The sequence below is a fragment of the Vibrio sp. 2130-1 genome (assembly GCF_033339515.1).
On the sequence record NZ_JAWOUT010000575.1, the window covers coordinates 1 to 559 of the forward strand.

The 559-nt window shown below is 41.1% G+C and carries 1 protein-coding gene and 1 pseudogene; both read left to right on the plus strand.

Annotation, left to right across the window (positions count from 1 at the left end; translation table 11 throughout):
- Nucleotides 1-174 (plus strand): annotated as a pseudogene (locus tag R7Q09_RS27475) (2-hydroxyacid dehydrogenase); the annotation flags it as partial.
- A gap of 83 nt (nucleotides 175-257) precedes the next feature.
- The coding region (locus tag R7Q09_RS27480) for a YibL family ribosome-associated protein (protein WP_318144126.1) at nucleotides 258-559 on the plus strand (302 nt) is incomplete at its 3' end.

The window sequence follows — 559 nt, forward strand, 5'->3', positions numbered from 1 at the left end:
GACGTTATCGTGGATGATGTTTTCCGCCGCTTATCGGCATGCCACAACGTTCTGTTCACTGGCCATCAAGCTTTCTTAACTCACGAAGCGCTGAATAACATAGCATCTGTGACATTGAACAACGTAGAAACCTTCTTCTCCGGCCAAGTTTCAGGGAATGAACTAATCAACTAAACATAGAATCGAGGAGGATAGTAGAGCGTAGATTTTCAGCTATGCTATACTCCTCGACCATTAAAAAATTGAGTCTATTTACCATGAGCATTAAAACTGATATTCAAAAGCTGCATAACCGCGTAGATACCTGCCAACGTAAACTGGATGCAGCACGTTCTCGTGGTGATCACGAAATGATTTCTAAATTCACGGATGAAGTTGAAGATCTAACAAAGAAGCTTAAGCAACTTAAGCACAAACAAACATACGAACTAAATAAAGAACGTAAAAGCCTGTTAGATATGCCATTCTCTCGTGAAATCACTAAAGCAGAACAGGCAGACATCGGTAAACTGAAGAAACGCGTACGCGGCCTGGTTATCGTTCACCCTATGACTAAAAT